Raw genomic sequence first — 24,842 nt, 5'->3', positions numbered from 1 at the left:
GCCCTTCGTCACTGCGGTGAAACATCGGGCGGCATCGGCTGAAACGGCGCTGCGCCAACCTCGAGGCGAATACCGGCCCACCGATGTCCTGCCCGCACGGGCCGTCGTTTCGAGGAGACGTCCACATTGAATGGCGCAAATACAGCGTTCGTCTTGATCAGCGCCGCGCTCGTGATGCTGATGACCCCTGGCCTGGCCTTCTTCTACGGCGGCATGGTGCGGGTGAAGAGCGCCCTGAACATGCTGATGATGTCCTTCATCTCGCTCGGCGTCGTCTCGCTGCTGTGGGTGCTGTACGGCTACTCGCTCACCTTCGGCGATGACGTCGGCGGCGGGCTGCTGGGCAATCTCGACCACATCGGCTTCAAGGGCATCGACCCGACCTCGCTGTGGGGCGAGAAGCCGGACGCGATCCCGGTCCTGGCCTTCGCGCTCTTCCAGCTGATGTTCGCGGTGATCACCCCCGCGCTGATCAGCGGAGCCGTCGCCGACCGCGTCAAGTTCGGCGCCTGGACGCTCTTCATCACCCTGTGGACCACGGTCGTCTACTTCCCGGTCGCGCACTGGGTCTGGCAGGCCGACGGCTGGCTGTTCAAGCGGGAGGTCATCGACTTCGCGGGCGGTACGGCGGTCCACATCAACGCGGGCGCCGCGGGCCTCGCCGTGGCCCTGGTGCTCGGCAAGCGCATCGGCTTCAAGAAGGACCCGATGCGCCCGCACAACCTGCCGCTGGTGATGCTCGGCTCCGGACTGCTGTGGTTCGGCTGGTTCGGCTTCAACGCCGGCTCCGCCCTCGCCGCCAACGGGACCGCCGCCAACATGGCCTTCAACACCCAGGTCGCCACCGGCGTCGCCATGCTCGGCTGGCTCGCCTACGAGCGCATCCGGCACGGCGCGTTCACCACCCTGGGCGCCGCCTCCGGCGCGGTCGCGGGCCTGGTCGCCATCACCCCCTCCGGTGCGGCGGTCAACGCCTGGGGCGCCATCGTGATCGGCCTGGTGGCCGGAGTCGTCTGCTCCTGGGCCGTCAGCCTCAAGTACAAGCTGGGCTACGACGACTCGCTCGACGTGGTCGGGGTGCACCTGGTCGGCGGCCTCATCGGCACCCTCCTGGTCGGCGTCCTCGCCACCGACGGCGTCGGCGGCATGACCCAGCTGGGCAAGCAGGCCCTCGGTGCCTTCACGGTGCTGTTCTACTCCTTCGCCGTCTCCTGGATCCTGGCCAAGCTCATCCACGTCACCATCGGCTTCCGGGCCAGTGAGGACGATGAGCTCGGCGGCGTCGACCAGGCGTTCCACGCCGAGACCGCCTATGACTTCAGCGCGGTCGGCGGGTCCCCGCGTAGTACGGTGCCCGCCGCAGACCAGGCCGGCGCGTCCGCGCCGCAGAAGTCGCACAACAAGAAGGTGGACGCGTGAAGCTCATCACCGCGGTAGTGAAGCCGCACCGGCTCGACGAGATCAAGGAAGCGCTGCAAGCGTTCGGCGTGCAGGGGCTGACCGTCACCGAGGCCAGCGGTTACGGCCGTCAGCGCGGCCACACCGAGGTCTACCGGGGCGCGGAGTACACCGTCGACCTGGTGCCCAAGGTGCGCATAGAGGTGCTGGTCGAGGACGAGGACGCCGACGACCTGGTCGATGTCGTGGTCAAGGCCGCGCGTACCGGAAAGATCGGGGACGGCAAGGTCTGGAGCGTCCCCGTCGAGACCGCGGTCCGCGTCCGCACCGGGGAGCGCGGCCCGGACGCCCTCTGACCCCTCCGGACCACCAGTGGCACGCGGACAGGGAGCCGAGTTGACGGAAAGCCTCGAGACCACGACCCACACCACCGACTCGGGGCCCGGCGGCTACGCGGCGGCCCGGCTGCGACTCCTCCAGGAGGAGTCGCGGTCCGGGCCGCCGCGCCGCACCGCGCTGGCCGACCTCACCGACCGGTGGCTGGCCGCCCTGCTCACCGGCGGCGCGGAGACCGCGGGGATCGCCCGGGGCGCCGCCCTGGTGGCCGTCGGCGGCTACGGACGCGGCGAACTCTCCCCGCGCAGCGACCTCGATGTGCTGCTGCTGCACGACGGCTCCGCCGACCGTTCGGCCCTCGCCGCGCTCGCCGACCACATCTGGTACCCCGTCTGGGACATGGGCCTCGCCCTCGACCACTCCGTGCGCACCCCCGACGAGGCCCGCGGGACCGCCGCCGAGGATCTGAAGGTCCAGCTCGGCCTGCTCGACGCCCGCCACATCGCGGGCGACGCCGCGCTCACCGCCGATCTGCGCACCGCCGTCCTCGCCGACTGGCGCGCCCAGGCCCCGCGGCGGCTGCCCGAGCTCCACGCGCTGTGCCAGGAGCGCGCCGAGCGCCACGGAGAGCTCCAGTTCCTGCTCGAACCCGATCTGAAGGAGGCCCGCGGCGGGCTCCGCGACGCCACCGCGCTGCGCGCCATCGCCGCCTCCTGGCTCGCCGACGCCCCCCGCGAGGGCCTCGACGAGGCGCGGCGGCGGCTGCTGGACGCCCGCGACGCGCTCCACCTGTCCACGGGGCGTGCCACCGACCGCCTCGCCCTCCAGGAGCAGGACCAGGTCGCGGGCGCCCTCGGACTGCTGGACGCCGATGCCCTGCTGCGCCAGATCTACGAATCCGCCCGGCTCATCTCCTACGCCTCCGATGTCACCTGGCGCGAGGTCGAACGGGTGCTGCGCGCCCGCTCGGCCGCCCGGCCCCGGCTGCGCGCCCTCCTCGGCGGCCGAGGAGGCGCCGGAGGCGGGGCGGACGCGGGGGAGCGCAGCCCGCTAGCCGAGGGCGTGGTGGAGCAGGACGGCGAGGTGGTGCTGGCCCGCGCCGCGCGCCCCGACCGCGACCCCGTGCTCCCCCTCCGGGCCGCCGCGGCCGCCGCCCAGGCCGGACTGCCGCTCTCCCTGCACGCCGTACGGCGGCTGACCGCCGCCGCCCGGCCGCTGCCCGTGCCGTGGCCGCCCGAGGCCAGGGAGCAGCTGATCACACTGCTGGGCGCGGGCGAGTCCACCGTCGGAGTGTGGGAGGCCCTGGAAGCCGAGGGGCTGATCACCCGGCTGCTGCCGGACTGGGAGCGGGTGCGCTGCCGTCCACAGCGCAACCCGGTCCACCGCTGGACCGTGGACCGGCACCTGGTCGAGACCGCGGTGCGGGCCAGCGCACTCAGCCGCCGGGTCGGCCGCCCCGATCTGCTGCTGGTCGCCGCGCTGCTGCACGACATCGGCAAGGGCTGGCCCGGCGACCACTCGGTGGCCGGGGAGACCATCGCCCGCGACGTCGCCGCCCGCATCGGCTTCGACCGCGCGGACGTCGCGGTCCTCGCCACCCTCGTACGCCACCATCTGCTGCTCGTCGAGACCGCCACCCGCCGCGACCTGGACGACCCGGCCACGGTGCGCTCGGTCGCCGAGGCCGTCGGCAGCGTCACCACGCTGGAACTGCTGCACGCCCTCACCGAGGCCGACGCCCTCGCCACCGGCCCCGCGGCCTGGAGCGCCTGGCGCGGCTCCCTCGTCACCGACCTGGTCAAGCGGGTCTCGGCGGTGCTCGCCGGTGAACCCGCGGACGACTGGTCCACCCCGCAACAGACCACGGCCGAGCAGGAGCGCCTGGCGGTCGAGGCATGGCGCACCGGCGGCCCGGTGCTGGCCCTGCACGCCCGCTCCGAATCACTGCCGCCCGGCGAAACGGGCCTCCTTACGGACGTCACCGAAGGGCCCTCGGAGGAGGGGCCCACCGGCCCCGAACCGATCGGCGTGGAACTCCTCATCGCCGTCCCCGACCAGCCCGGCGTCCTCGCCACGGCGGCCGGTGTCCTCGCCCTGCACCGCCTTACGGTGCGCGCGGCGGACCTGCGCGCCGTCGAGCTGCCGTCGGAGCTGGACGCGGCGGAGGCGGCAGGCGCGCCGGGCGGGGTGCTGCTGCTGAGCTGGCGGGTGGCGGCCGAGTACGGCTCGCTGCCCCAGGCCGCCCGGCTCCGGAACGACCTGCTGCGCGCCCTGGACGGCTCCCTCGACATCGTCGCCCGCCTCGCCGAGCGCGAGGCCGCCTACCGCAAGTACCCCCGCCGCCGCGGGGTGCACGCCCCACCACCCCGGGTCACGGTCGCCCCCGGCAGCTCCCAGCTCGCCACCGTGATCGAGGTCCGCGCCCAGGACGCCCCCGGCCTGCTGCACCGCATCGGCCGCGCCCTGGAACACGCCGGCGTCGCGGTCCGCAGCGCCCACGTCTCCACCCTCGGCGCCAACGCGGTGGACGCGTTCTATGTCACAGATGACGCCGGCGCCCCCCTGAAGCCCATGCACGCGGCCGAGGTGGCCCAGCAGGTCGAGACCGCGCTGACCAGCACGCCTAGCGCTTGAGAAGCGGTGCCTGAGCCTCGCTCGGGCCACCGTCGTCTGAGGGCGCGGATCGGCCCGCCTCCCAGCCTCTCCGGCACTTGGGGAGCGGACCCGGGCGGGGCTGAGCCGCGCTCCGGACCACCGTGGCCCGGGGGAGCGGGTCGCCCAACCTCCCAGCCCCTCCGGCGTTTGAGGAGAGGGGGCTGAGCCCCCTCGGGCCAGCATCGCCGGAGGGGGCGGATCGGCCCGCCTCCCAGCCCCTCCGGCGCTTGAGGAGCGGGCCAGGGCGGGGCTGAGCCTCGCTCGGGCCACCGTCGCTCAAGGGGCGGATCGGCCCCACCTCCCAGCCCCTCCGGCGTTTGAGGAGCGGGGTCCGGGGCGGAGCCCCGGTGGGGGCACGGGGGCGGAGCCCCCGGAACAACAGTCGCGTCGCAAACCCGGGGGCAGACCGTTCGCACGACGGGCGGATACCCTTGGAGGCCGACCACCGACCCGACATCCGACCGAAGGATTCGCGACCACCGTGTTCGATACCCTCTCCGATCGCCTCGCAGCGACTTTCAAGAACCTCCGGGGCAAGGGACGCCTCAGCGAGGCGGACATCGACGCCACGGCACGCGAGATCCGGATCGCCCTGCTCGAAGCCGACGTGGCGCTGCCCGTCGTCCGGGCGTTCATCAAGCAGGTCAAGGAGCGCAGCCTCGGCGCGGAGGTCTCCCAGGCGCTCAACCCCGCCCAGCAGGTCATCAAGATCGTCAACGAGGAGCTCATCGGCATCCTCGGCGGCGACGCCCGGCGCCTCCGCTTCGCCAAGCAGCCGCCGACCGTGATCATGCTCGCGGGTCTCCAGGGCGCCGGTAAGACCACGCTCGCCGGAAAGCTCGGCCGCTGGCTGAAGGGCCAGGGCCACACCCCGCTGCTCGTCGCCTGTGACCTCCAGCGCCCCAACGCCGTCAACCAGCTCTCGGTGGTCGCGGAGCGGGCCGGTGTCGCCGTCTTCGCCCCCGAGCCCGGCAATGGCGTCGGCGACCCGGTGAAGGTGGCGCAGGACTCGATCGAGTTCGCCCGCACCAAGCAGCACGACGTCGTGATCGTCGACACCGCGGGCCGCCTCGGCATCGACGAGGAGCTGATGCGGCAGGCCGCCGACATCCGCGACGCGGTCCGCCCGGACGAGGTCCTCTTCGTCGTCGACGCGATGATCGGCCAGGACGCGGTGAACACCGCGGAGGCGTTCCGCGACGGCGTCGGCTTCGACGGTGTGGTGCTCTCCAAGCTGGACGGCGACGCCCGCGGCGGCGCCGCGCTGTCCATCGCGCATGTCACCGGCCGCCAGATCATGTTCGCCTCCAACGGCGAGAAGCTGGACGACTTCGACGCGTTCCACCCGGACCGCATGGCGTCCCGCATCCTCGGCATGGGCGACATGCTCAGCCTGATCGAGAAGGCCGAGCAGACCTTCAGCCAGCAAGAGGCCGAGAAGATGGCGGCCAAGCTGGCGAAGGGCCCCAAGGAGTTCACGCTCGACGACTTCCTGGCGCAGATGGAGCAGGTCCGCAAGATGGGCTCCATCTCCAAGCTGCTCGGCATGCTGCCGGGCATGGGCCAGATGAAGGACCAGATCAACAACCTGGACGAGCGGGATGTGGACCGTACGGCGGCCATCATCAAGTCGATGACCCCCGGCGAGCGCCAGGACCCCACGATCATCAACGGCTCGCGCCGCGCCCGTATCGCCCGCGGTTCCGGCGTCGAGGTGAGCGCGGTCAAGAACCTGGTGGAGCGGTTCTTCGACGCGCGCAAGATGATGTCGAAGATGGCCCAGGGCGGCATGCCGGGGATGCCCGGGATGCCGGGCATGCCGGGCATGGGCGGCGCCAACAAGCGCAAGGGCAAGCAGCAGAAGAAGGCCAAGGGCAAGCAGCGCTCGGGCAACCCCATGAAGCGCAAGGCCGAGGAGCAGGCCGCCGCGGCGCGCCGCGAGCAGGGCGGCGCGTTCGGGCTGCCCAACGGCGACCAGGGCGGCCAGGACTTCGAACTCCCCGACGAGTTCAAGAAGTTCATGGGCTGAGCCGCCCCGGCTCCCGGGCCGCGCCCGTACGAGCGAACCGTAAGGCCCCTGCGCACACCGCCAGGGGCCTTACGCAATGGGCCCGTTCAGATCCGGCAGATCAGATAGCGGAAGACGTTCGGCATCCACACCGTGCCGTCCGCCCGCTGATGCGGATGCAGCGCTTCGGTGATCTCCTTACGGACCTGGATCGGATCCGTGGCCCGCTCCGCCGCGTCGAACAGCCCCGTCGACAGCAGCCCGCGCACCGCGCTGTCCATGTCGGCGTACCCGAACGGGCAGGCCACCCGGCCCGAACCGTCGGGCCGCAGGCCCGCCCGCGCGGCCAGCTCCTCCAAGTCGTCCCGGCCGCACAGCCGCCAGCGCGCGGGAGCGGGCACCTCCCGGCCGGGTGCGCACATGGGGTCGGCGAGCCGGGCGCCCACCCGCAGCACCCCGGAGGTGGCGCAGCGCTCCGGCGGGCCCCATCCGGCGAGCACCACGACCCCGCCGCGCTCGGTTCCGGCCGCGGCGGCCGCGAGCGTGGACGCCGCGTCGGACACCGTCGCACCGGGGCTCCCCGCGCCCAGGGCGGACAGCGGCTCGAAGGCGGTCACCACCGTGAAGGCCGCGTCCGCCGTGGCCTCCCGCACACAGGGGCTCTCCGGGCCGCCGAGGCCCAGCCGGGCGGGCCGCGCCCGGTCGTCCGGCGTGTCCGCGGCGGTCAGCCGCTCCCGGGCGAGGTCCAGGCGCCGCTCGTCCGTGTCCACTCCGCAGACCGCGGCGCCGCGCGCGGCCGCGATGAGGAGGGCGAGCCCGGAGCCGCAGCCCAGGCCCAGCAGACGCGTTCCGGCGCCGACGTCCAGCCGTTCGTACACGGCCTCGTACAGCGGGACCAGCATCCGCTCCTGGATCTCCGCCCAGTCGCGGGTGCGAGCGTGCGCGTCCGTCGTCCACGACGAGGAGGGGCGCGGACGGTGCCGCCGTACGAGCGTAGATGTCATCGAAAGGGCCCCAATCAGCGAAGAGCTGTGCCGTCGTCAGATTCGGTGTCACATCCCCCGTGGTGCGTTGTGACGTCCCACCCCCAAATGCCAGGGAACTCCGCATCCGTCCCCGCGTCCAGAGGTTTCACGGCCGTGCTTGCGTGCCCCCTTTGTGCGCCCCCGCACACCTGTGCGTATGCCTCGCTCCCCGAACCGCCCCCTGACCTCCGCCGGGCCGCCGGAGGTCCGCGGGCGCGGCGCGGGCGGTGGCCGGCACTGATCGGCTCGTTTTGGTCCGATTCACGGTTCGGTACCCCCGAGCCGTACGATCGGCGCCATGGCTAAGGCTCCCGTGCTCACCCCCCAGACGGAGGACTTCCCCCGCTGGTACCAGGACGTGATCAACAAGGCCGAACTGGCCGACAACGGCCCGGTGCGCGGCACCATGGTGATCCGACCGTACGGGTACGGGCTGTGGGAGCGGATGCAGCAGGACATGGACGCCCGCATCAAGGCGGTCGGCGTCCAGAACGCGTACTTCCCGCTCTTCATCCCGCAGTCGTATCTGGCCAAGGAGGCCGATCACGTCGAGGGGTTCGCGCCGGAGCTCGCGGTCGTCACCCATGGCGGCGGTAAGGAGCTCGAGGAGCCGGTCGTCGTCCGGCCCACCTCCGAGACGATCGTCAACGAGTACTTCTCCAAGTGGGTGCAGAGCTACCGCGATCTGCCGCTGCTGATCAACCAGTGGGCCAATGTGGTGCGTTGGGAGCTGCGGCCGCGGCTGTTCCTGCGGACGACCGAGTTCCTGTGGCAGGAGGGTCACACCGCGCACGCCTCGTACGAGGACGCCCGGGACTTCGCCGCCCGCATCCACCGCGAGGTCTACGCCCGGTTCATGGAGGACGTCCTGGCGATGGACCTGGTCCTGGGCCGCAAGACCGCCCGGGAGCGGTTCGCCGGCGCCCTCAACACCCTCACCCTCGAAGGGATGATGGGCGACGGCAAGGCGCTCCAGCTGGGCACCAGCCATGAGCTGGGCCAGAACTTCGCCCGGGCCTTCCACACCAGCTATCTGTCCAAGGACGGCGAGCAGGAGCTGGTCTGGCAGACCTCCTGGGGCAGCACGACCCGGATGGTCGGCGCGCTGGTGATGATGCACGGCGACGACAACGGGCTGCGGATCCCGCCGCGGCTGGCCCCGATCCAGGTCGTGGTGCTGGCGATCAAGGGCGATGACGCGGTGCTCGCCAAGGTCCGCGAGATCGGCGAGCTGCTCACCGCGGCGGGCGTGCGGGTCCACGTCGACGACCGTACGGACACCCCTTTCGGCCGGCGCGCGGTCGACTGGGAGCTCAAGGGCGTGCCGGTCCGGGTCGAGGTCGGCCCGCGCGACCTGGAGGGCGGCACCGCGATGGTGGCCCGGCGGATCCCCGGCGGCAAGGAGCCGGTGCGCGCCGAGCTGCTGCCGGAGCTGCTGCCCAAGGTCCTGGAGGAGGATCAGGCGCTGCTGCTGCGGCAGGCCCGTGAACGCCGTAAGGCGCGCACCACGGACGTGACGACCATGGAGGAGGCCGCCGAGGCCGCGGCCGCGGGCGGCTGGGCCCGCATCCGGTGGGCGGACCTGGGGCCGGAGGGCGAGGCGGCGCTCGCCGAGCGGTCCGTTTCCGTGCGGTGTCTGGTCACCGAGGACGGGGCGGTGCCGGACGCCGACGACGCTCCCGGTAACGTCGCGTTCGTCGCGAGGGCCTACTGAACCGGTACGTACCGGCTTGGTGCGCGGTGCGTGGCTCATCCATACATTTACGCACCCGCCCCTCGTCGTCGTACATCACCGTGAACTGACTGGTACGTGCAAATTATTTGGGATGCCCCGGAATCGGAACACCGGACCGGTCCCGCTCGTTAGCACGACGTGAGCACGACACCACCTGTTCTCGCCGCAGAGCTGGCGCAGGCGTGGGCCGATATTCAACGGCACCACCCCGAGCTGCCGGATCTCGCCGCGCCCGAATCGCTGATCGGAGAATCGTCGTCCGCATGTGGCGCCGAGCTCTCCTTCGAACGGCTGCTGCATGAGGCAGTGCATGGGATCGCCGCTGCCCGCGGTGTCCGTGACACCTCACGCGCCGGCCGCTACCACAACCGCCGGTTCCTGGCGATCGCCGAGGAGCTGGGTCTTGACCACCCCGAGGAGCCGCATCCCAGCAGCGGCTTCTCGCTGGTCACCCTCAGTCCCGAGGCGAGAAAGCGGTACCGGACGACAATCGACCGCCTCCAGCGCGCGCTCAAGGCGCACACCGTGGCGACCACCGCCGAGACCTCCCGCACCTTCCGCGGGCCCGCCGCGCGCCACGGCTCGTCCGGTGGCGGGGTCCGGGTCAAGGCGGTGTGCGACTGCGGGCGCAATGTCCGCGTCGTCCCGTCGGTGCTGGCCCAGGCGCCGATCATGTGCGGAGGATGCGGGAAGCCGTTCCGCATTCCGGAGCCGGTGGCCGCGGTCGGCTGACCTGTCACGGTGTGGCAGAATGGTCTGCTGTACTCGACAGTCGACCAGGACCCCTCTCTCCTACGACTGACGCGTCCATCGGGCACTCGGGTACCGCAACCCCACGCGGCACGTCGCAGTGCTCAACCACGTCAAGACCAGGAGACACCACTCCCGTGGCAGTCAAGATCAAGCTGAAGCGTCTGGGCAAGATCCGGTCGCCTCACTACCGCATCGTCGTCGCCGACTCCCGTACCCGCCGTGACGGCCGGGCCATCGAGGAGATCGGTCTGTACCACCCGGTGCAGAACCCGTCGCGCATCGAGGTCGACTCGGAGCGCGTGCAGCACTGGCTGAAGGTCGGCGCGCAGCCGACCGAGCCCGTGCTGGCCATTCTGAAGGTCACCGGCGACTGGCAGAAGTTCAAGGGTCTGCCCGCCCCGGCTCCGATGAAGGTCGCCGAGCCCAAGGCCGACAAGCGCGCGCTGTTCGAGGCGGCCGCCAAGGACGCCGGAGACGAGCCGAAGGGTGAGGCGATCACCCCGAAGGCGAAGAAGGCCGACAAGAAGTCGGACGAGGCGGCCGAGTCCGCTGAGTCCACCGCGTCGACTGAGGCCTGAGGATGCTCGAGGAGGCCCTCGAGCACCTGGTGAAGGGCATCGTCGACAACCCCGACGACGTGCAGGTGGCCTCGCGCAACCTGCGGCGTGGGCGGGTGCTGGAGGTCCGGGTGCACCCCGATGACCTCGGCAAGGTGATCGGCCGCAATGGCCGCACCGCACGCGCCCTGCGCACCGTCGTGGGCGCCATCGGCGGCCGTGGGATCCGCGTCGACCTCGTCGACGTCGATCAGGTCCGCTGAGGCGATCAAGAAGAGCACCGGCACGGGCCGGGGAGGGCTTTGGGCCGTCCCCGGCCCGTGTGTGTGAAGGGACATCGCATCGTGCAGTTGGTTGTCGCGCGGATCGGCCGCGCCCATGGCATCAAGGGCGAGGTCACCGTCGAGGTGCGGACGGACGAGCCGGAGCTGCGGCTCGGCCCGGGCGCCGTGCTGGCCACCGAGCCCGCCTCGGCCGGGCCGCTGACCATCGAGTCCGGCCGGGTGCACAGCGGCCGGCTGCTGCTGCGCTTCGAAGGCGTACGCGACCGCAACGCCGCGGAGGCGCTGCGCAACATCCTGCTGATCGCCGAGGTCGACCCGGAGGAACTCCCCGAGGATCCCGAGGAGTTCTACGACCATCAGCTGATCGACCTCGATGTGGTCACCGTGGACGGCACGGAGGTCGGGCGGATCTCCGAGATCTCCCATCTGCCGTACCAGGACCTGCTGGTCGTGAAGCGCCCCGATGGGGGTGAGGTGATGATCCCGTTCGTCTCCGAGGTCGTGCCGGAGATCGATCTGGAGGAGCAGCGCGCCGTGATCGACCCGCCGCCGGGCCTGCTCGACGAGGCGGAGGCGGAGATCGCGGGCAGCCGTAAGGACGAGACCGCGGGCGGCCGTAAGAGCGCGGCCGCGGGCAGCGGTGAGACCGCGGGTGACGACCGTAAGGGCGACACCGCAGGCGGCCGTGAGGATGAGTCGTCATGAGGCTCGACGTCGTCACGATCTTCCCCGAGTACCTGGAGCCGCTGAACGTCTCGCTGGTCGGCAAGGCCCGCGCCCGCGGCCAACTCGATGTGCGCGTCCACGATCTGCGCGACTGGACGCACGACCGGCACAACACGGTCGACGACACCCCGTACGGCGGCGGCCCCGGCATGGTGATGAAGCCCGAGCCCTGGGGCGAGGCGCTTGACTCGATCATGGCGTCGGGCGAGGCCGAGGGGCTGGTCAAGCCCACGCTGATCGTGCCGACTCCGTCCGGCCGTCCGTTCACCCAGGCCCTCGCCGTCGAGCTCGCCGAGCGCCCCTGGCTGGTCTTCGCGCCCGCCCGCTACGAGGGCATCGACCGCCGGGTGATCGAGGAGTACGGCGAACGGCTGGAGGTCCACGAGGTCTCGATCGGCGACTACGTCCTGGCCGGCGGCGAGGCCGCGGTGCTGGTGATCACCGAGGCGGTGGCCCGGCTGCTGCCGGGCGTGCTGGGGAACGCCGAGTCGCACCGTGACGACTCCTTCGCCCCCGGCACGATGGCCGACCTCCTGGAGGGGCCCGTCTACACCAAGCCCCCGGAGTGGCGCGGCCGCTCCATCCCGGAGGTGCTGATCAGCGGCCACCACGGCAAGGTCGCCCGCTGGCGCCGGGACGAGGCGTTCCGCCGTACCAGCGAGAACCGCCCCGATCTGATCGAGCGCTGCGACCCGGCGACGCTCGACAAGCATGACCGTGCGCTCCTGGCCGAGCTGGGCTGGGAGGAGCTGCCCGGGACCGGCGGGACGACTGGCGGTACGACCAGCGGGACGACCGGTGGGGCCCGATTTGGGCGGCCGGACCGTGCCGTGGAAGAATAGGCCGCTGCCGTACGTCCGGGTGTGCGCCCCTGCCACAGGGGGACCGACGCCCACCCGATGAGGGCGGCACTCCGAATCATCATCCGATATTCCGCTGATGACCTGTGGCATCGGCGAAGAAAGCAGACGATCATGTCTCACCTGCTCGACACCGTCGACTCCGCGTCGCTGCGCACCGATATCCCGACCTTCCGCCCCGGCGACACGGTCAACGTCCACGTCCGCGTCATCGAGGGCAACCGCTCCCGTGTCCAGCAGTTCAAGGGCGTCGTCATCCGCCGTCAGGGCTCCGGTGTCCGCGAGACCTTCACCGTCCGCAAGGTGAGCTTCAGCGTCGGCGTGGAGCGCACCTTCCCGGTGCACACTCCGATCGTCGAGAAGATCGAGGTCGTCACCCGCGGTGATGTGCGCCGCGCGAAGCTGTACTACCTGCGCGACCTCCGCGGCAAGGCCGCCAAGATCAAGGAGAAGCGCGAGAGCTGAGCTCGCGGCTGGATCGCGGCGATTTTGCGCGACTACTGAGCTACCGCCGGATCATCCGGCCGGGCCGGATAGGCTCTGGCCCGATGAACACCGAAGGACAGCTCGCGGAGCGCGACCGCTCCCCGGGCTCCGAGAAGGAGCACGAGGGGCGGTCGCGCTCTTCGCATGCCTCCGCGCGGACCGGGGAGCCCCGGTCCGCCGGGCGGCTGCCGCGATGGCTGCGCGGGGGCCGGCCGGTCGGCGGCGGGCGCTGGCGGCGGGCGGCGCTGCTCGCGACCGCGTGTGCCGCGTTCGTGCTGTTGGTGAGCGGCTTTGTGCTCCAGCCGTTCCTGATCCCGAGCGGTTCGATGGAGAGCACCCTGCGCCCCGGGGACAGAGTGCTTGTGAACAAGCTCGCCTACCGTTTCGGGGACGATCCGAGCCGCGGCGACGTTGTCGTGTTCGACGGAGCCGGTTCCTTCGGAGACGAGGAGCCGTCCGGGAATCCGGTGACGGGTCTGCTGCGCAAGGCGGCCGCGGCGGTCGGGCTGGCCGAACCGGCCGAGTCCGACTACGTCAAGCGCGTGGTGGGCATCGGTGGTGACCGGGTCACCTGCTGCGACGAGCGGGGGAGGATCGAGGTGAACGGTCAGCCGGTGGACGAGCACTATCTGCACCCCGGGGACAGCCCCTCGCGGGTGCGCTTCGACATCGTGGTGCCCGAAGGACGGCTGTGGGTGATGGGCGACCACCGCGACGCCTCCCGGGACTCGCGCGACTATCTGGGCGCTCCGGGCGGGGGCACGGTCCCCGTCGACAAGGTGATCGGCCGCGCCGAATGGATCGGCTGGCCGTTCGGCCGCTGGTCCGGCGTACCCCGGACGGACGCCTTCACCAGCGTGCCCGCGGCGCCCGGCCGCATACCGTCCGCCGCCTCTGGCGGTGCCCATGGGTAAGCGTGGGCGTCCTCGTGCCGCGGCGCGCCAGGCCGCTCAGCCCCCCGGCGTCGACCTGGGCACTCCCCGTCCGCCGGGTGAGCGCCGGGTGGGCGGGCGCGCGGAGCGGCGCAAGATCCAGCGGCGTATCAAGCGCAGGCGGCGCCGTTCGGCCGTCAAGGAGATACCGATCCTGGTGGGCGTGGCGCTGGTGATCGCGCTCGTCCTGAAGACCTTCCTGGTGCAGGCGTTCGTCATTCCGTCCGGCTCGATGGAGCAGACCATCCGGATCGGCGACCGGGTGCTGGTGGACAAGTTCACCCCGTGGTTCGGCTCGAAGCCGGAGCGCGGCGATGTGGTGGTGTTCAAGGACCCCGGGGGGTGGCTGGACGACGAGCGGAAGCCACCCAAGGACGACCCGCCGGTCATCAAGCAGGGCAAGGAGTTCCTGACCTTCATCGGGCTGCTGCCGTCCTCCGACGAGCAGGACCTGATCAAGCGGGTGGTCGCCGTGGGCGGCGACACGGTGGAGTGCTGCGATACGAACGGTAAGGTCACCGTCAACGGGACGCCGCTGAACGAACCGTATCTGCACCCGGGCAATCCGCCGTCGCAGAAGCAGTTCAAGGTGACGGTCCCTCAGGGGCGGATGTTCGTGATGGGTGATCACCGGTCCAACTCGGCGGACTCCCGGGTCCATCTGGACGAGCCGTACCAGGGCACGGTGCCGGACAACATGGTGGTCGGCCGCGCTGTGGTGATCGCGTGGCCGTTCGGGCACATGCGGCGCCTCGAGGAACCGGGCACCTACGCCTCGGTGAAGGACGCGCCGAGTGGGGCGACACAGGCCGAGGGCTCGGCACATAGGCTGTCCCCCATGGATCAGCAAGGAATGGTCCAGCTCCCGACCCCTGCGGAACTCCCGCTCGTTATGGGAGTGGTGATCCTGCGCCGTTCGTGGGGCAGGCGGCAGTCAGGCGTGAGGAGTGGATGTGGGGGATTTGGCGGTCGGCGCACGATCCGGTCACGAAGAGCCCGAGAGGCAGCCCGGGACGGGGGCGGAGCACCCCACGGACGGGGCGGACGAGGCGCCCGAAGCCGGTGCACCCACGAACGGGGCGGCTGCCGCGCCGAGGGCGTCGGACCCACGCGGAGCCGATGGCGGGCCGGAACCCTCCGATCCCCAGGGCGGTCCCGGCGCGGCTGATCCGCCCGGGCCCGGGGACGGGGCGGATCAGCCGGGCCCCGGGAAGCCCGGCGGGCCCGGGAAGCTCGGGAAGCCCAAGAAGGTGCGCTCCTTCTGGAAGGAACTGCCGATCCTGGTCGTCATCGCGCTGGCCCTGGCGCTGCTGATCAAGACCTTCCTGGTGCAGGCGTTCTCGATCCCGTCCGACTCGATGCAGGACACCCTCCAGCGGGGCGACCGGGTGCTGGTGGACAAGCTCACCCCGTGGTTCGGCTCCGAGCCGGAGCGCGGCGAGGTGGTCGTCTTCCACGACCCGGGCGGCTGGCTCGGCGAGTCGCAGACCAAGAGCTCAGGACCGGTCGCCGAGGGGATCCAGAAGGCGCTCAGCTTTATCGGGCTGATGCCGTCGGCGGAGGAGAAGGACCTGATCAAGCGCGTCATCGCGGTCGGCGGGGACACCGTCTCCTGCAAGCGCGGCGGCAAGGTCATGGTCAACGGCAAGCCGCTGGACGAGCCGTACATCTTCCCCGGGAACACCCCCTGTGACGAGAAGCCGTTCGGCCCGATCAAGGTGCCCGATGGCCGGATCTGGGTGATGGGCGACCACCGGCAGGACTCGCTTGACTCCCGCTACCACCAGAACCTGAACAACGGCACGGTCTCGGTGGACGACGTCGTCGGGCGCGCGATCGTCATCGCCTGGCCGATCAACCGCTGGACCACCCTGCCGGTGCCGAGCACCTTCGACCAGCCGGGTCTGGGCGCGGCCGCCGCGATGGCCCCCTCGGCCCTGGGGTTCGCGGGTGCGCTGCCGATCGTGCTGTGGCGCCGCCGCCGGCTGATCGCCAAGGTCCGTACGGAGGCCGAGAGCCGGCCGGAGCGGTTGACCGCCGACTGCTGACGGGGCCCGTACCGCCGGGTAAGGTGCGGTTCCGTGTGCCCCGGGGCACACGGAACCTGATCTTCTACGTCTGTTGCGTACGGCGGGAGCACTGGAATGAGCGGAGCCCAAGGGGTGGGGGGCGGCAAGCCGCGGCGCACGCCCGGCAGTGTGCTGTCCGGGCTGGCGGTGGCCGTCGGCTGTGTGCTGTTCCTCGGCGGCTTCGTCTGGGGCGCGCTGCTCTACAAGCCGTACACGGTCCCCACCGACTCCATGGCGCCGACGATCGGCAAGGGCGCCCGGGTGCTGGCGGAGCGGGTCGACGGCGGCGATGTGCGCCGCGGCGATGTGGTGGTCTTCCGCGATCAGGTGTGGGGCGACCTGCCGATGGTGAAGCGGGTCATCGGGGTCGGCGGCGACCGGGTCGAGTGCTGTGACAAGCAGGGCCGGCTGCGGGTGAACGGCAAGGTCCTCGAGGAACCGTATCTGCGCTCGGGGGAGCAGGCCTCCTCCTCGGTCTTCTCCACCACCGTGCCCAAGGACCGGCTGTTCCTGATGGGCGACCATCGCAGCGACTCCCTGGACTCGCGGGTGCACCTCACCGACGAGGCGGGCGGCGCCGTGGAGCGCGGCGCGGTGGACGCCCGGGTGGACGCCACCGCCTGGCCGCTGGGGTCCTGGGGGACCGTGGGGCGGCCCGACGCCTTCAAGACGCTGCCGGGCGGGATCTCGCAGCCGGGGCCGCTGGGGCCGATCCTGATCGCGGTCATCGTGGGTGCGGTGCTGATCCTGGCGGGCGCGGCCCATGGGCCGATCGCCCGGCGCAGGTCGGGCGGCGGCGCCCGGCGGGACCAGGCGGCGAAGGGGAAGGTGGCCGCGAGTGGCTGACGGGCCTGACGGAGCCGAGCGGACGACCGGCACGGACGAGCGGCGGCTGCGGAAGGTCGCCCGGGTGGTGCTGCTGGACCCGCAGGACCGCATCCTGCTGCTGCACGGCTTCGAACCGGACGATCCCTCGTCCACCTGGTGGTTCACCCCGGGAGGCGGCCTGGAGGGCGAGGAGAGCCGCGAGGAGGCCGCGCTCCGCGAGCTCGCGGAGGAGACCGGGATCACCGATATGCGGCTCGGCCCGCTGCTGTGGCGGCGGATCTGCTCCTTCCCGTTCGCCGGGCGGCGCTGGGACCAGGACGAGTGGTACTACCTGTGTCGTACCCAACAGACCCCGGCGCGGGCCGGCGGCGGGCTGACGGAGCTGGAGCGGCGGAGCGTGGCCGGTCTGCGCTGGTGGACGGCGGATGAGCTGGCCACGGCCACCGAGCCGGTGTACCCGACACGGCTGGCGGAGCTGTTGCGTACGCTGCTCGTCGAGGGACCTCCGAGTACACCGGTGATCCTGGAGACTGAGCGCGTCTGACGCACAATGGGGGGACGCACGGCTGAAGGGGAACATGCCATGAGCGCCGAGGACCTCGAGAAGTACGAGACCGAGATGGAGCTGAAGCTCTACCGGGAGTACCGCGATGTCGTCGGTCTGTTCAAATATGTGATCGAGACCGAGCGCCGCTTCTATCTCACCAACGACTACGAGATGCAGGTGCACTCGGTCCAGGGTGAGGTCTTCTTCGAGGTGTCGATGGCCGACGCCTGGGTCTGGGACATGTACCGCCCGGCCCGTTTCGTGAAGCAGGTACGGGTTCTCACGTTCAAGGACGTGAACATCGAGGAGCTGAACAAGAGCGACCTCGATCTTCCGAGCGGCTGACCCCCGACCTTTCCGGGCAGCTGATCCGATCTTTCTGGGGGCTGACCTGAACTCTCGGGCGGCTGACTCCACCTTTCGGGTGGCTGAGTTTTCCACAGCCGGGCGGCCGTCCACAGGAATGCTCCAAGATCCCTGAGCGGGGCGCGGGGGCGTCACATTCGGTGCCGGAGGTGGTGCCGAATGAACGCCCGAGGAGCGCTGGGCCGCTACGGCGAGGATGTGGCGGTCCGCACATTGGCGGAAGCCGGGATGACGGTCCTGGAGCGCAATTGGCGATGCCGGGACGGCGAGATCGACATCGTCGCGCTCGACGCCGGGGCGCTGGTGGTGTGCGAGGTCAAGACGCGCCGCGAGGGCGGTTACGAGCATCCGATGGCGGCCGTCGGACAGGACAAGACCGCGCGGCTGCGGTGGCTGGCGGAGCGCTGGCTGGAGCGGCACGGCGGGCCGCCGCCGGGCGGGGTGCGGATCGATGTGGTGGGGGTGGTGCTGCCCCGCCGGGGCGCGCCCGTGGTCGAGCATGTGCGAGGTGTGGCCTGATGGGGTTCGCCCGCACCTGCTCGGTGGCGCTGGTCGGGGTCGAGGGCGTGGTGGTGGAGGTCCAGGCCGATCTGGAGCCGGGTGTGGCCGCCTTCACCCTGGTCGGGCTGCCCGACAAGAGCCTGGTGGAGAGCCGGGACCGGGTCCGCGCGGCCGTGGTCAATTCCGGCGGTGAATGGCCGCAGAAGAAGCTCACGGTCGGGCTCAGCCCGGCATCCGTCCCCAAGGGCGGCAGCGGCTTCGACCTGGCCGTGGCCTGTGCGGTGCTCGGCGCGGCCGAGCGGGTGGACCCGCGGGAGATCGCCGATCTGATGATGATCGGGGAGCTGGGGCTCGACGGCCGGGTGCGCCCGGTCCGCGGGGTGCTGCCCGCCGTGCTCGCCGCCTCCGAGGCGGGCTACCGCCAGGTCGTGGTCCCCGAGCAGACGGCGGCGGAGGCGGCCCTGGTGCCGGGCGTCTCGGTGCTGGGTGTGCGGAGCCTTCGCCAGCTGATCGCGGTGCTGACGGACGAGCCGGTGCCCGAGGAGGAGGAGCCCCAGGAGCTGGGCCGCCCCGATCCGATGCTCGCGGGGCTCACCGTGCCCGGCGCCGGTATGGGCACCGGTGTGGCCGCGGTGCCCGGGGCCGGGGCGGGGCGGCCCGATCTGGCCGAGGTCGCCGGGCAGCGGGCCGCGCGCACCGCCCTGGAGGTCGCGGCCGCGGGCGGGCACCACCTCTTCCTGAACGGGCCTCCGGGGGCCGGGAAGACCATGCTGGCCGAGCGGCTGCCCGGGCTGCTGCCGCCGCTCACCCAGCAGGAGGCCCTGGAGGTCACCGCGGTCCATTCGGTCGCCGGGGTCCTGCCGCCGGGACAGCCCTTGGTGGAGACCCCGCCGTACTGCGCCCCGCACCACTCGGCGACCATGGCCGCGCTCGTGGGCGGGGGCAATGGTCTGCCCCGACCCGGCGCGGTCTCGCTCGCCCACCGTGGCGTGCTCTTCCTGGACGAGGCTCCCGAGTTCAGCGGGAAGGCGCTGGATGCTCTCCGGCAGCCCCTGGAATCGGGGCATGTGGTGGTCGCCAGGTCCGCCGGGATGATGCGGATGCCGGCGCGCTTCCTGCTGATGCTCGCGGCCAACCCCTGCCCCTGCGGGCGCCACGGTCTGATGGGCGACGTCTGCGAGTGCTCGCCCGCCACGGTCCGCCGCTATCAGGCACGGCTGTCCGGACCGCTGCTGGACCGGGTGGACCTGCGGGTCCGTGTCGAGGCGGTGAGCCGGACCGAGCTCACCGGGGCGCGTGCCGGGGCGGAGAGCAGCGCGTCCGTCGCGGCCCGGGTCCGGGAAGCCCGGGAGCGGTCCGCCGCCCGCCTCCACGGCACCCCCTGGCGGCTGAACAGCGAGGTGCCGGGCCATGAGCTGCGCACCCGCTGGCAGCCGTCCTCCGGTGCGCTGCGCGAGGCCGAGCGCGACATGGAGCGCGGGCTGCTCACCGCCCGGGGGCTCGACCGGGTGCTGCGGGTCGCCTGGACCGTCGCCGACCTGGCCGGGCACGACCGGCCCATGGCGCCGGACGTCGCCCAGGCGCTGCAACTGCGCACCGGGGTCAGCCGCGGGGTGCCGGTTCCGGCGGGGGAGTGCTGATGCCATCGCCTTCGGCGGGCGGCCGCGGGGCCGTGCCCGCCCTGTTCTCCGAGCCAGGGCAGGGGCAGGGCGGCTGGGACGAGGGCCAGGCACTCCCGGAGGGGCGGGGCGTCCCGGACGAGAGAGACACCCCGGACGAGGGGCAGAGGCTCCCCGAGCGGTGGGGCGTCCCGGACGAGGAGCAGGGGCTGGCCAAGCGGCGGGTCGCTCCGGATGAGGGGCAGGATCTCCCCGAGCGGCGGGGCGTTCCGGACGAGGAGCGGCTGGCGCGGGCGGCGCTCACCCGGCTCGTGGAGCCCGGGGACGAGACCGTGGGGCGCTGGCTGCGCCGCATGGGGCCGGTCGCCCTGTGGCGGGCGCTCACCGGGAAGGGCAAGCCCCCGCCCGGGGCCACCGGGGAGCGGCTTGCCGGATGCGCCCTCCGGGCGCCCGGGGTGGACCCGGTCACGGACCTCGCGCTGATCGCCCGGTGCGGCGGACGGTTCATCTGCCCCGGGGACCTGGACTGGCCCGGTCAGCTCGACGATCTCGGTGACGCTCGCCCGGTCGGGTTATGGGTGCGCGGCGCGGCCGACCTGCGGATGTGGGCGCTGCGCTCGGTCGCCGTGGTCGGCGCGCGGGCTTGCAGCGACTACGGCGCGCATGTCGCGACGTCCCTCGGCGCCGGGCTCGCCGAGCGCGGCTGGGTGGTCGTCTCCGGGGCGGCCCACGGCGTGGACGGCGCGGCTCACCGAGGGGCGCTCGCCGCCGGCGGGGCCACCATCGCGGTGCTCGCCTCCGGTGTGGACGTCCCCTATCCGCGAGCGCACGCCGAGTTGATCGCGCGCATGGCCGAACAGGGCCTGGTGCTGGCCGAGTTGCCACCGGGAGCGCATCCGACGCGCCCCAGATTCGTGCTCCGCAACCGGGTCATCGCAGCCCTCACCCGCGGCACGGTCGTGGTCGAGGCCCAGTACCGCAGCGGATCGCTCGTCACCGCGCGCCGGGCACAACAGCTCGGGCGGTCCACCATGGGGGTGCCCGGACCGGTGACCAGCGGGCTCTCGGCCGGGGTGCATGAACTCCTGCGCGGCGAGGCCGTCCTGGTCACCGACGCCGCCGAAGTGGCTGAGCTCATCGGCGGCATCGGAGACCTCGCCCCGGAGCGGCGGGGGCCGCTGGTCGAGCGGGACCTGCTCGATCCCGTGACGGCACGGGTGCTGGAAGCGTTGTCGGCACGGGGCGGCAACCACCTGCGGGATGTGGCCCGGGAATCCGGGACCGGCTGCGACGAGGCCCTGGGCCGGCTCCATGAACTGCTCGCCCTGGGCTTTGTCGAACGTCATGGCGATCGATGGGAGTTGGTCCCGCCCGTGCGCCGGAGCGACGGCGCACGGCGAGGCGATCCCCCGAATCGGGGCAATCGGGTGAAAGGGTTGAGGCGATGACCGTATCCGCACACCGCCGAGCCGACGCCCTTCGCATACCGCGACGCCTTAGTCACGCTACGCTCACAAGGTTTCCGGCGGAAGCGTACGTCCTCACCCATGTCATGGCAGAACGGCTCAAGGCGACGAATGCCCCAGCACATCTCCGGGTCTGACAGCGCGGCGCCGCCCGCGGCCCGCGGCGCGGTGCACCCTGCCGCGCCCTCATCGCTCGACGAGCTGTGGCGGTCGTACAAGACCACGGGCGACGGCCGGCTGCGGGAGCAGCTGATCCTGCACTACTCACCGCTGGTGAAATATGTGGCCGGCCGGGTCAGCGTCGGGCTGCCCTCCAATGTCGAGCAGGCGGACTTCGTCTCGTCCGGGGTCTTCGGACTCATCGACGCCATCGAGAAGTTCGACCCCGAGCGCGCCATCAAGTTCGAGACCTACGCGATCACCCGGATCCGCGGCGCGATGATCGACGAGCTGCGGGCCCTGGACTGGATTCCGCGGTCGGTCCGCCAGAAGGCCCGGGCCGTGGAGCGGGCGTACGCCACGCTCGAGGCCCAGCTGCGCCGTACCCCCTCGGAGGCCGAGGTGGCCAGCGAGATGAGCATCAGCCTCGAGGAACTGCACGGCGTCTTCAGCCAGTTGTCGCTCGCCAATGTGGTCGCCCTGGAGGAGCTGCTGCACGTCGGCGGCGAGGGCGGCGACCGGCTCAGCCTCATGGACACCCTCGAGGACACCGCGGCCGACAACCCGGTCGAGGTGGCCGAGGACAGGGAGCTGCGGCGGCTGCTCGCCCGGGCGATCAACACCCTCCCGGAGCGGGAGAAGACCGTGGTCACGCTCTACTACTACGAGGGGCTCACGCTCGCCGAGATCGGTCAGGTGCTCGGCGTCACCGAGAGCCGGGTCAGCCAGATCCACACCAAATCGGTGCTCCAGCTGCGGGCGAAACTCGCCGACGTCGGGCGCTGAATCGTCCCTCCGGCATCGCCCTCGGGGCGGCCTCTTCCGTAGAGTGGTCGGGTGCCCAGGATTCGAGCGGCCTCAGTGGCCGAGCACCGGACGATGCAGCGCGCGGCCCTGCTGGAGGCCGCCCGCACCCTGCTGTCCGAGGGCGGCACGGAGGCGCTGACCTTCCCCGCCCTCGCCGAGCGCACGGGACTCGCACGGTCCTCCGTCTATGAGTACTTCCGCTCCCGCGCCGCCGTGGTCGAGGAGCTGTGCGCCGTGGACTTCCCGGTCTGGGCCGCCGAGGTCGAGGCCGCCATGGAGCGGGCCGACGGGCCTGAGGCGAAGATCGAGGCGTATGTTCGCCGACAGCTCGCGCTCGTCGGCGACCGCCGGCACCGCGCGGTGGTGGCGATCTCCGCCGGTGAGCTGGACGCGGGCGCGCGGGAGAAGATCCGGGCGGCCCACGGCGGGCTGATCGCCATGGTGGTCGAGGCCCTCGCGACCCTCGGGCATGAGCAGCCCCGGCTCTCGGCCGTGCTGCTCCAGGGCGTCGTGGACGCCGCGGTCCGCCGCATCGAGCTCGGCGCGGCCGAGGACCCCGAGCGGATCACCGAGGCGGCCGTCGCCATGGCCCTGCGCGGCGTCCGGGGCTGACCGCCCGTCCCTTCTTCCACTGCCACAGCGGGCGCGCGGGGCGCGGCGGACGGCCGGGCGACCTGCCCCAGCGGGCGCGCGCGGGTCGCGACCCGGACGACCGGCGGCCCCGGACGACCCGCACCGGCCCGGGCGACCCAGCCGGAGCCGGGCCCAGAGGGAGGCCGCCACCAGCGCCGCGGCCGTCGGCAGCCGGGTGTCCCCGGCGGGGGAGGCGAGCGCGGAGAGCGTGGGCGCCTCGCGCACCCCGAACACCGGGAGCAGCCGGGACGGCCCGCCCCGCAGCATCGACGGCGGCAGTAGAGACAGCGGATCGAGATAGCGGTCCGCGCGCCGTAGCCCCCAGTGCAGACAGCCCGACCGGCAGTGGAAGGGGCCCGGCGCCACCACGCCGACCACCTGCCCGGCGGCCACCCGTTCCCCCTTGGCCACCGTGGCGCGCACCGGTTCGTAGGTGGTCCGCAGGGGACGGGAGCCGGTCCCGGACACCTCGATCACCAGCACACCACGGCCCGCGACCGGACCCACGAAGCTCACCCGCCCCGGGCCCGCCGCCCGGACCCGCTCGCCCGGGCGCGCCGCGAGGTCGACCCCGCGGTGCCCCGCCGCCCAGGGCGCCGGAGGCGGCCGCCAGCCCCTCAGCACGGCAGGCCGCACCGCGCCCGGCGCACCACCGACCGGCCATGACCGTTCTCCCCCCGGCCTCGACCGTCCCTCGCCGGGCCTCGTACCCGGCTCCGGATCCGCCGCCGCGGCCCGTGCCGCCGGAAGAGGCGACACCAGAAGGAAGGCCGTCGGCACCGACAGCACCGACAGCACAAGAATCACCAGGACACGCGCCCAACCCACCACAAGCCTTCGCATGCCCCCACGATGGCCGGGCGGCCCGAAACGGGTGGATCATGGACGGAATCGGGGGACTACTCACTGGTTGTGGATAACGCCGTCACCCGGCACCGTACCGGTCCCGTACACTTCTTATGGCGATCCGGGTCACCGGATCGACTTCGCACGCCCCGCCACCGGTGCTCCGATCGCGCATCGGTCAGCTCGGTGGCCGCGCCCCTCGGTCCTCGGACGACCCCCGAAAGGGCCCCGTCCGTGGCAGGCGCGCCGGGACGTCAGGAGCGGCGGCCGCCCGGCCGCCGTGGAACCGAGTACCTCAAGGAGTACGGCCATGGCCGTCGTCACGATGCGGGAGCTGCTGGAGAGCGGCGTCCACTTCGGGCACCAGACCCGCCGCTGGAACCCGAAGATGAAGCGCTTCATCTTCACCGAGCGCAACGGCATCTACATCATCGACCTGCTCCAGTCGCTGTCGTACATCGACCGCGCCTACGAGTTCGTCAAGGAGACCGTCGCCCACGGCGGCTCCATCATGTTCGTCGGCACCAAGAAGCAGGCGCAGGAGGCCATCGCCGAGCAGGCGACCCGCGTCGGCATGCCGTACGTCAACCAGCGCTGGCTGGGCGGCATGCTCACCAACTTCTCGACCGTCTACAAGCGCCTTCAGCGCCTGAAGGAGCTCGAGCAGATCGACTTCGAGGATGTGGCCGCCTCCGGCCTCACCAAGAAGGAGCTCCTGGTCCTCTCCCGTGAGAAGGCCAAGCTGGAGAAGACCCTCGGCGGTATCCGCGAGATGCAGAAGGTGCCCAGCGCCGTCTGGATCGTGGACACCAAGAAGGAGCACATCGCCGTCGGTGAGGCGCGCAAGCTCCGGATCCCGGTCGTCGCGATCCTCGACACCAACTGCGACCCGGACGAGGTCGACTACAAGATCCCGGGCAACGACGACGCGATCCGCTCCGTCACCCTGCTCACCCGGGTGATCGCCGACGCCGTCGCCGAGGGCCTCATCGCCCGTTCCGGTGTCGCCACCGGTGACGAGAAGGCCGACAAGGCCGCGGGCGAGCCGCTCGCCGAGTGGGAGCGCGACCTGCTCGAGGGCGAGAAGAAGGCCGACGAGGCCGAGGCCAAGCCGGCCGAGGCCGCCGCGGACAAGCCCGCCGAGGACGCCGCCAAGCCCGCTGAGGACGCTGCCCAGCCCGCCGAGGACGCCAAGCCTGCCGAGGCCCCCGCCGCGGGCACCGAGCAGGGCTGACCACTCAGACGT

At 72.1% G+C, this 24,842-nt stretch carries 23 protein-coding genes and 2 pseudogenes; 23 read left to right on the top strand and 2 right to left on the bottom strand.

Annotated elements, in window-relative coordinates:
• Positions 1-126: 126 nt before the first annotated feature.
• The 4 genes from ACT2CW_RS09730 to ffh all read left to right on the top strand — a co-directional run bounded on the left by ACT2CW_RS09730 (position 127) and on the right by ffh (position 6,418).
• On the top strand, positions 127-1,419 hold the full coding sequence (locus tag ACT2CW_RS09730; protein ID WP_414083458.1) for an ammonium transporter: 1,293 nt from the start codon (positions 127-129) through the stop codon (positions 1,417-1,419).
• Complete coding sequence (locus ACT2CW_RS09725) at positions 1,416-1,754, top strand: P-II family nitrogen regulator (protein WP_014055184.1); 339 nt, start codon at positions 1,416-1,418, stop codon at positions 1,752-1,754. Before ACT2CW_RS09730 ends, ACT2CW_RS09725 begins: the two co-directional genes overlap by 4 nt.
• A 40-nt stretch (positions 1,755-1,794) precedes the next feature.
• Positions 1,795-4,368 (top strand): [protein-PII] uridylyltransferase, encoded by a 2,574-nt coding sequence (locus tag ACT2CW_RS09720; RefSeq protein ID WP_445516279.1) that lies wholly within the window; start codon positions 1,795-1,797, stop codon positions 4,366-4,368.
• Positions 4,369-4,870: 502 nt separating this feature from the next.
• Complete coding sequence (ffh, locus tag ACT2CW_RS09715; protein ID WP_164431297.1) at positions 4,871-6,418, top strand: signal recognition particle protein; 1,548 nt, start codon at positions 4,871-4,873, stop codon at positions 6,416-6,418.
• 86 nt (positions 6,419-6,504) lie between these two features.
• Here ffh and ACT2CW_RS09710 read toward each other — a convergent pair whose 3' ends face one another.
• On the bottom strand, positions 6,505-7,401 hold the full coding sequence (locus tag ACT2CW_RS09710; RefSeq protein WP_445516278.1) for a methyltransferase domain-containing protein: 897 nt from the start codon (positions 7,399-7,401) through the stop codon (positions 6,505-6,507).
• Positions 7,402-7,720: 319 nt separating this feature from the next.
• Here ACT2CW_RS09710 and proS point away from each other — a divergent pair, with 319 nt between their 5' ends.
• The 18 genes and pseudogenes from proS to ACT2CW_RS09620 all read left to right on the top strand — a co-directional run bounded on the left by proS (position 7,721) and on the right by ACT2CW_RS09620 (position 22,729).
• A complete protein-coding gene (proS, locus tag ACT2CW_RS09705) occupies positions 7,721-9,136 on the top strand; it encodes a proline--tRNA ligase (RefSeq protein WP_164431288.1) in 1,416 nt (471 codons plus the stop codon).
• 159 nt (positions 9,137-9,295) lie between these two features.
• Positions 9,296-9,889 (top strand): hypothetical protein, encoded by a 594-nt coding sequence (locus ACT2CW_RS09700; protein WP_030834213.1) that lies wholly within the window; start codon positions 9,296-9,298, stop codon positions 9,887-9,889.
• Between the two features lie 155 nt (positions 9,890-10,044).
• On the top strand, positions 10,045-10,488 hold the full coding sequence (rpsP, locus tag ACT2CW_RS09695) for a 30S ribosomal protein S16 (protein ID WP_037948612.1): 444 nt from the start codon (positions 10,045-10,047) through the stop codon (positions 10,486-10,488).
• Between the two features lie 2 nt (positions 10,489-10,490).
• Complete coding sequence (locus ACT2CW_RS09690) at positions 10,491-10,730, top strand: RNA-binding protein (protein WP_005311361.1); 240 nt, start codon at positions 10,491-10,493, stop codon at positions 10,728-10,730.
• 81 nt (positions 10,731-10,811) lie between these two features.
• The gene (gene rimM, locus ACT2CW_RS09685) at positions 10,812-11,456 is read left to right on the top strand and encodes a ribosome maturation factor RimM (RefSeq protein WP_445516277.1); all 645 of its coding nucleotides are present in this window, start codon (positions 10,812-10,814) and stop codon (positions 11,454-11,456) included.
• Entirely contained in the window at positions 11,453-12,319 is an 867-nt protein-coding gene (gene trmD / locus ACT2CW_RS09680; RefSeq protein ID WP_445516276.1) for a tRNA (guanosine(37)-N1)-methyltransferase TrmD, read from the top strand. Before rimM ends, trmD begins: the two co-directional genes overlap by 4 nt.
• Positions 12,320-12,451: 132 nt before the next feature.
• Entirely contained in the window at positions 12,452-12,802 is a 351-nt protein-coding gene (gene rplS / locus ACT2CW_RS09675; RefSeq protein WP_086880642.1) for a 50S ribosomal protein L19, read from the top strand.
• A gap of 83 nt (positions 12,803-12,885) precedes the next feature.
• A complete protein-coding gene (lepB, locus tag ACT2CW_RS09670) occupies positions 12,886-13,737 on the top strand; it encodes a signal peptidase I (RefSeq protein WP_445516275.1) in 852 nt (283 codons plus the stop codon).
• Positions 13,730-14,431 (top strand): annotated as a pseudogene (gene lepB, locus ACT2CW_RS09665) (signal peptidase I); the annotation flags it as partial. The gene lepB (ACT2CW_RS09670) and the pseudogene lepB (ACT2CW_RS09665), both read left to right, overlap by 8 nt.
• Before the next feature lie 277 nt (positions 14,432-14,708).
• Complete coding sequence (gene lepB / locus ACT2CW_RS09660) at positions 14,709-15,803, top strand: signal peptidase I (protein WP_445516274.1); 1,095 nt, start codon at positions 14,709-14,711, stop codon at positions 15,801-15,803.
• Positions 15,804-15,899: 96 nt separating this feature from the next.
• Entirely contained in the window at positions 15,900-16,670 is a 771-nt protein-coding gene (lepB, locus tag ACT2CW_RS09655; RefSeq protein WP_445516273.1) for a signal peptidase I, read from the top strand.
• Complete coding sequence (locus ACT2CW_RS09650) at positions 16,663-17,196, top strand: NUDIX hydrolase (RefSeq protein ID WP_445516272.1); 534 nt, start codon at positions 16,663-16,665, stop codon at positions 17,194-17,196. The genes lepB (ACT2CW_RS09655) and ACT2CW_RS09650 overlap by 8 nt, the downstream gene beginning before the upstream one ends.
• Before the next feature lie 39 nt (positions 17,197-17,235).
• Complete coding sequence (locus ACT2CW_RS09645) at positions 17,236-17,544, top strand: DUF2469 domain-containing protein (protein WP_004944840.1); 309 nt, start codon at positions 17,236-17,238, stop codon at positions 17,542-17,544.
• Between the two features lie 180 nt (positions 17,545-17,724).
• The gene (locus tag ACT2CW_RS09640) at positions 17,725-18,084 is read left to right on the top strand and encodes a YraN family protein (RefSeq protein WP_445516271.1); all 360 of its coding nucleotides are present in this window, start codon (positions 17,725-17,727) and stop codon (positions 18,082-18,084) included.
• Positions 18,084-19,706 (top strand): YifB family Mg chelatase-like AAA ATPase, encoded by a 1,623-nt coding sequence (locus ACT2CW_RS09635; RefSeq protein WP_445516270.1) that lies wholly within the window; start codon positions 18,084-18,086, stop codon positions 19,704-19,706. Before ACT2CW_RS09640 ends, ACT2CW_RS09635 begins: the two co-directional genes overlap by 1 nt.
• Complete coding sequence (gene dprA / locus ACT2CW_RS09630; RefSeq protein ID WP_445516269.1) at positions 19,706-21,133, top strand: DNA-processing protein DprA; 1,428 nt, start codon at positions 19,706-19,708, stop codon at positions 21,131-21,133. Before ACT2CW_RS09635 ends, dprA begins: the two co-directional genes overlap by 1 nt.
• Before the next feature lie 129 nt (positions 21,134-21,262).
• The gene (whiG, locus tag ACT2CW_RS09625) at positions 21,263-22,096 is read left to right on the top strand and encodes an RNA polymerase sigma factor WhiG (protein ID WP_138917306.1); all 834 of its coding nucleotides are present in this window, start codon (positions 21,263-21,265) and stop codon (positions 22,094-22,096) included.
• A 93-nt stretch (positions 22,097-22,189) separates the two neighbouring features.
• Positions 22,190-22,729 (top strand): TetR/AcrR family transcriptional regulator, encoded by a 540-nt coding sequence (locus ACT2CW_RS09620; RefSeq protein ID WP_044581329.1) that lies wholly within the window; start codon positions 22,190-22,192, stop codon positions 22,727-22,729.
• A gap of 369 nt (positions 22,730-23,098) precedes the next feature.
• Here ACT2CW_RS09620 and ACT2CW_RS09615 read toward each other — a convergent pair.
• A pseudogene (locus ACT2CW_RS09615) lies at positions 23,099-23,593 on the bottom strand (peptidoglycan DD-metalloendopeptidase family protein); the annotation flags it as partial.
• 313 nt (positions 23,594-23,906) lie between these two features.
• Here ACT2CW_RS09615 and rpsB point away from each other — a divergent pair.
• On the top strand, positions 23,907-24,830 hold the full coding sequence (gene rpsB, locus ACT2CW_RS09610; RefSeq protein WP_164431270.1) for a 30S ribosomal protein S2: 924 nt from the start codon (positions 23,907-23,909) through the stop codon (positions 24,828-24,830).
• Positions 24,831-24,842 lie beyond the last annotated feature (12 nt).

The sequence above is a fragment of the Streptomyces sp. NEAU-174 genome, from assembly GCF_052665095.1.
The sequence above is the reverse complement of the archived record's forward strand: the minus strand, read 5'-3'. Positions and strand labels throughout refer to the sequence as shown.